Consider the following 5,345-nt stretch of genomic DNA (forward strand, 5'->3'; position numbering starts at 1 on the left):
CTGGCGCTCGCCTCCGGCATGACTGCTGTGGCAGCTGTGTCCATGATTCGCTCGCTCAAACCTGCCTCATCCAGCTCGTCGGTCCCGTGTCCGCGTCATCGATCCGGTCCAGTTCGTCCACCGCGGCCTGGCGTGTCGGCAGGCCGAGCTTGTCCAGGATGTCGGCGGGCATACCCGCCTCGGCGAGCAGTTCGCGGCGGCGGGCTCGGGCGGCAACGGTGGAACGTTTGGTCAGTCGCAGGATCTCGTCGGCCAGAGTCTGTGCGCCGTAACGGTATTCGCTGCGCTCGAACTTGATCTCGATCGGCATGCCCTGATCGGTGGCACGGACCGAGATGGTGCCCGATCGGTTGGTGCTCGCCGCCACCGTGACGTTGGGTATCGGTGGGGTCTGGGGCTGGGACATTATTCGTTCGCTCCGCTCATTTATGAGGTCGGCCGGTAGAAGCCATGAAAGTTCATGCCCATGTTGTCGGTTCGAACCGAGCTGATCTGGACCGGATTACCGGCCTCGACGAACTGCCCGTTGCCGATCACCATCGCGACGTGGCCATCCCACACTGCCAGATCGCCCGGCATCAGATCGCCCGGTGACACCTGCATATGGCCATTGCCCTGTTCCTGGGCCAGTCGGGGCAGATCGACACCGGCCTCGCCGTAGGCGTACTTGGTGAGACCGCTGCAGTCCAGTCCGGAGCCGGGTGTATTGCCACCCCACACATAGGGCGTGCCGACCGCGCCGATGGCCGCCTTGACCGCCGTGGCCGCCTTCTCGTTCGGGGCTTCCACGACACTGCCGTCGGGCAGGGCGATCTTTACGCCTTTGCCGGAGGCCGACGACTGCCCGGTCCCGGTCGCGGTGCTCATACTCGGTTTGGAACTCGACGCCGTGCTCGCGGTCGTGGTGCTGGCTTTGCTCGCGGTGCTCATCAGGCTGCTGAGCATGCCGCCCGCGCCGCTCGCGACACTGCTCACGGTCGATGACAATTGCGAGGCGCCCTGGGTGGCGGTGCCGACCGTGCTGGCGACATTGGACAGCGACGGCGTCGACGGCGCGGGAGTCAGCTCGTTCATCGACGCGGTCTGGGTATCGAGTTCGTTGCGTACCCGGCCGACCACATTCAGCCCCTGACCGATGTGGTCGATCGCGGAGCCGACGAGCACCGTCAGCCCCTCCGGTGTGGCCAGCGCAGGACCGAGACTGGTGGCCTGGCTCACGAAGGACTGGACGATCCCGTTCAGTTCCTTCTGGCCCGTTTCGACCTGGGCGGCAGCCTGATTCACGACAGTGGCCATATCGTTGCCGCGGTCGGAAATGGTGGCGGCCGAGGTCTGCACCCGCAGCGCCTTCGCGGTGACGGCATCAGCCGCCGCACCGTCCCATGCGTTATTCACCTGGTTGATGCTGTTGCGGCCGACCGCGTGCACCTGGTCGACGGCGGTCGAGGTGGAGGTCAGTGCGTCGGCGGGTCCGCCGGTGGGCAGGACGCCGGTGCCGAAGCTGGAGAGCAGATCGAGCAGTGGCTGAACCAGGGCGCTGACATCGATCACGGCGTCATCCGTCCAGGCCGGTGGCATTCAGCCCGGCGGCATTGTTCAGGTCGGTCTCCTCGAGGACGACGGCCGAAGATGTTGCCGTACCGCCCATACTCGCGAGCACTGCCGACAACTGACCGATCGAAGCAACGTGCCCGGCATGTGCCGCGGCGTAGGCGGCCATGAAATCGCCGCCGATCAAGCCCATGATCGGGCCGAGGAGAGTGGGATCGGCGGCCGCGGCGCTCACTCCCGCGGTGGCGAGATCGCCGGACATGGCCGCGGCGGTCGCGCCGTAGGCGGTGATGCCCTCGGTGTCGGCCGACATCTTTCGCATAGTGCTTCCCCCATCTGTTCGTTCCCAGGCAGAGTACGTCATCCACCTAGTTCGACGCGCTGCCTTGCCGATCGGTTCCAGCCGTTCGAAAAAAATTCGGGTGGAGGTTCGCCGCCGAACTCGTTTTCGACCTTATCGTTCCCTCATGCGCACGCACACCGTGGACCATCCGCTCGCCGCCGCCCTGCTGACCACGATGCGCGATGTGGGAACGGCCAATCCGGCCTTCCGCGCGGCATTGCGCGATCTCACCGGAATCCTCATCTACGAGGCGCTGCGCGACGCGCCGGTGGTCCACTTCCCGCTCACCACACCGGTATCCGACACCGAGGGAACGCGATTGGCGCAGCCGCCGCTGTTGGTTCCGGTGCTGCGCGCCGGGCTCGGCATGGTCGAAGCGGCCGCCGAACTCATTCCGGACGCCAGGGTCGGCTTCGTCGGTATCGCCCGCGACGAAACCACCCATCAGCCAGTGCCGTACATGGAATCGCTGCCCGCCGACTTGTCCGAGATGCCGGTCTTCGTGCTCGACCCGATGCTGGCCACGGGCGGTTCGATGCGCCACACCCTGCAACTGCTCGCCGCTCGCGGCGCCACCGACATCACCGCGGTCTGTGTGGTAGCGGCACCCGAAGGCATTGCCGCCCTTGGTGATTCGGGACTCCCCGTGCGCCTGATCACCGCAGTCGTCGACTCGGGCCTCAACTCCGACGCCTACATCGTCCCCGGCCTAGGCGACGCCGGTGACCGCCAATTCGGCCCCCGCTAACCCCACCGAAACCGCCGCCATCGAGCCGAGCCAAATGGCGGCTCACCCCATCGAGGGTAGTCGAATGGTTGCTCAAAAACCCACCCACAACCACCAATTGACTACCCTCGACAACGAGTTAGCTGGAAGGTGAGCCGGGTGTGGCACGCGATGGGACCAGCACGGCAACGGCGAGCCATCCGGGGGCGGCAAACCTCGAGAAGTCGGTGCCGGACGACAGGACCGAGTGGCCAACAGAGTCCGGCAGCAGGCCAAGCCGCCCCGTCGGCTATCGCGCGAGTCGCCCGCAGTATTCCCGCAACTCGGCAAGCCGTCGCTCAGCCGAGGTTCGCGCGGGCGCGAGTACGTCCCGGCTGGCGACCGGCTCGACCACTTCCAAATAGCACTTGAGTTTCGGTTCCGTGCCGGACGGCCGGACCACGATCCTAGAGCTGGCACCCTCGAAAATCAGTGCGTCGGTGCGCATTCGGCCGCGCACCTGGAGCAGATCGGTGTATTCGACCGGCTCGCCCGCGATTTCGTCGGGCGGGGCGATGCGCAGCCGGTTCACGAGGTCCGCGGCCGCTGCCGGGTCGGGTAGGCGCAGCGACACCTGGTCGGTGGCGTGCAGGCCGAATTCGACCGCGTAGTCGTCGAGTTCGTCGACGAGAGTGCGGGCCGCGGCCTTCAGACGGGCGACGAGATCGGCGGCCAGCACCGCCGCGGAGATGCCGTCCTTGTCGCGGACCGCGACGGGGTCCACGCAGTGGCCGATGGCCTCTTCGTAGGCGTAGACCAGACCATCGCCCGCGCGGGCCAGCCATTTGAAACCGGTCAACGTTTCCGCGTACCGCGCGCCACGGGCGGCCGCGAGTTTCGAGAGCAGTCGCGACGACACGATGGTGGTCGCCACCAGTGCATCCGGCGGCGCGGTCCGCAGCACGTAATCGCCGAGCAGCACACCGGTTTCGTCGCCGCGCAACATGCGCCAGCCACCGTCGCCGTCCGGGTCGTGATTCTCGGGTATGGCGATGGCGCAGCGATCGGCGTCCGGGTCGAGCGCGATGGCGAGATCCGCGCCGATCCGGGTGGCGGTGGCGAGCAAAAGGTCGGTGGCGCCGGGCTCTTCCGGATTCGGGAAGGCGACGGTGGGAAAGTCGGCATCGGGCGCGAATTGCGCACCGACCACGTGCACATGCTTGAACCCCGCCGCGGTGAGGGCAGCCACCGCCGTATCGCCGCCGACCCCGTGCAGCGGCGTCAACGCGATCCGGACATCGGAGCGCTCACCGGGACCGCCGATCAACTCGGGCAGCCGGGCCACCCGATCGATATAGCGGCGCACCACATCATCTGCGGCCGGTGTGACGGGCGTGCGGGCGATCGGGCCGGTGACGGCCTCGATGCAGCGCTCGATCTCGGTGTCGGCCGGTGCGATCAGTTGCGAACCGCCGTCCAGATACACCTTGTAGCCGTTGTCGGTCGCCGGATTGTGCGATGCGGTGATCTGCACTCCCGCAACGGCTCCCAGCTCACGCACCGCGTAGGCGACGACCGGGGTAGGCAGCGGCCGCGGCAGCAGCGTCACCGGAAAGCCCGCGGCAGCAAGGATTTCCGCGGTCACGATGGCGAATTCGCCGGAGCCGTGCCTGGCATCGCGCCCCACGACCACCGCGCCGCCGCCGAGACAGCGACCGCGCAACCAGTCCACGAGTCCGGCGGTCGCCCGGCTCACCGTGTCCAGGTTCATGCCGTCGGGCCCGTCTCGCAGCGGCCCACGGAGCCCGGCGGTACCGAAGCGCAGCATCTAGAGCCGTTCCAGTACGCCGCGCAGCAGTTTGCCGAGACGCGGTGCGGCCGCACGTCCTTCGGCGAGTACCTCGGCGTGCGAGAGATGCGCACCCGTGACGCCCGCGGCGAGGTTGGTGACCAGCGAAATACCGAGCACTCGGGCCCCGAGCGAACGGGCCGCGATCACCTCGAGCACCGTCGACATGCCCACCAGGTCCGCGCCGATAGTGCGCAGCATCCGGATCTCGGCCGGCGTCTCGTACTGCGGTCCGGTCAGGCCCGCGTACACGCCCTCGGTCAGACTCGGGTCGATTTCCCTCGCCAGCGCACGCAATTCAGGATCCCACGCATCCACGAGATCGACGAAGGTCGCACCCGCCAGCGGCGTGCGGCCGGTGAGATTGAGATGGTCGCTGATCAGCACCGGCTCGCCGACGCGCAGTCCGTCCCGGATCCCGCCCGCCGCATTGGTGAGCACCACGGTCTCCACGCCCGCCGCAATCGCCGCGCTCACCGGATGCACGACATCGCCCGGCTGATAGCCCTCGTACAGATGCTGACGCCCCATCAGCAGCAGCACAGGCGTGTTATCGACGGCAACCGAATGCACAATCCCGACATGCCCTTGCGCGCTTGGCGTCCCGAACCCGGGCAGTTCCGGCATCGGCACCGACGCCGACGGCGTCCCGATCTCCGCGGCCGCCTCCTGCCAGCCCGATCCCAGCACCACCGCAACCCGGTGCCGCTCCACTCCCGTACGTTCGGCGATCGCCCTCGCGGCCTGTTCGGCAAGCATGCCGTCACCGTATCTGATTTGCCGCGCCTGCGGCTGGGTCTAATTGCCGCGCCTGCGGCGCGGCGTGTTCGCGGCCCCCTGGTGTCTCGCGTCCGAGCCGTCGAGACTGGCGACTTCGTCGCATGCGCTTCGACGGC

6 protein-coding genes are annotated in these 5,345 nt (G+C 67.7%); 1 reads left to right on the forward strand and 5 read right to left on the reverse strand.

All coding sequences use genetic code 11. The features are described 5' to 3' along the window. Window positions 1-55: 55 nt before the first annotated feature. From AB0J47_RS17525 to AB0J47_RS17535, 3 genes are read right to left on the reverse strand one after another with little or no spacing between them, the layout of a single operon-like run. Complete coding sequence (locus tag AB0J47_RS17525; protein ID WP_364346517.1) at window positions 56-406, reverse strand: hypothetical protein; 351 nt, start codon at window positions 404-406, stop codon at window positions 56-58. A 20-nt stretch (window positions 407-426) separates the two neighbouring features. Beyond that, a complete protein-coding gene (locus AB0J47_RS17530) occupies window positions 427-1,551 on the reverse strand; it encodes an NlpC/P60 family protein (RefSeq protein ID WP_364346519.1) in 1,125 nt (374 codons plus the stop codon). Window positions 1,552-1,555: 4 nt separating this feature from the next. After that, on the reverse strand, window positions 1,556-1,864 hold the full coding sequence (locus tag AB0J47_RS17535) for a hypothetical protein (protein WP_364346521.1): 309 nt from the start codon (window positions 1,862-1,864) through the stop codon (window positions 1,556-1,558). 154 nt (window positions 1,865-2,018) lie between these two features. On the opposite strand from AB0J47_RS17535, the gene upp reads away from it, so the two are divergent. Further along, entirely contained in the window at window positions 2,019-2,642 is a 624-nt protein-coding gene (gene upp / locus AB0J47_RS17540) for a uracil phosphoribosyltransferase (RefSeq protein WP_364346523.1), read from the forward strand. Between the two features lie 268 nt (window positions 2,643-2,910). Here upp and AB0J47_RS17545 read toward each other — a convergent pair whose 3' ends face one another. Continuing rightward, on the reverse strand, window positions 2,911-4,428 hold the full coding sequence (locus AB0J47_RS17545; protein WP_364346525.1) for a phospho-sugar mutase: 1,518 nt from the start codon (window positions 4,426-4,428) through the stop codon (window positions 2,911-2,913). Then, window positions 4,429-5,208, reverse strand: a complete 780-nt coding sequence (locus AB0J47_RS17550) for a purine-nucleoside phosphorylase (RefSeq protein ID WP_364346527.1) — start codon at window positions 5,206-5,208, stop codon at window positions 4,429-4,431. It lies immediately after the preceding gene. Window positions 5,209-5,345: the final 137 nt, after the last annotated feature.

This window comes from Nocardia sp. NPDC049737 (assembly GCF_040674755.1).
Classification (GTDB): Bacteria; Actinomycetota; Actinomycetes; order Mycobacteriales; family Mycobacteriaceae; genus Nocardia.

Excerpts from the sequence above, each read along its gene's own strand:
- AB0J47_RS17525 (WP_364346517.1), bottom strand. The coding sequence starts at position 406 with ATGTCCCAGCCCCAGACCCCACCGATACCCAACGTCACGGTGGCGGCG.
- AB0J47_RS17535 (WP_364346521.1), bottom strand. The coding sequence starts at position 1,864 with ATGTCGGCCGACACCGAGGGCATCACCGCCTACGGCGCGACCGCCGCG.
- upp (WP_364346523.1), top strand. The coding sequence starts at position 2,019 with ATGCGCACGCACACCGTGGACCATCCGCTCGCCGCCGCCCTGCTGACC.
- AB0J47_RS17545 (WP_364346525.1), bottom strand. The coding sequence starts at position 4,428 with ATGCTGCGCTTCGGTACCGCCGGGCTCCGTGGGCCGCTGCGAGACGGG.
- AB0J47_RS17550 (WP_364346527.1), bottom strand. The coding sequence starts at position 5,208 with ATGCTTGCCGAACAGGCCGCGAGGGCGATCGCCGAACGTACGGGAGTG.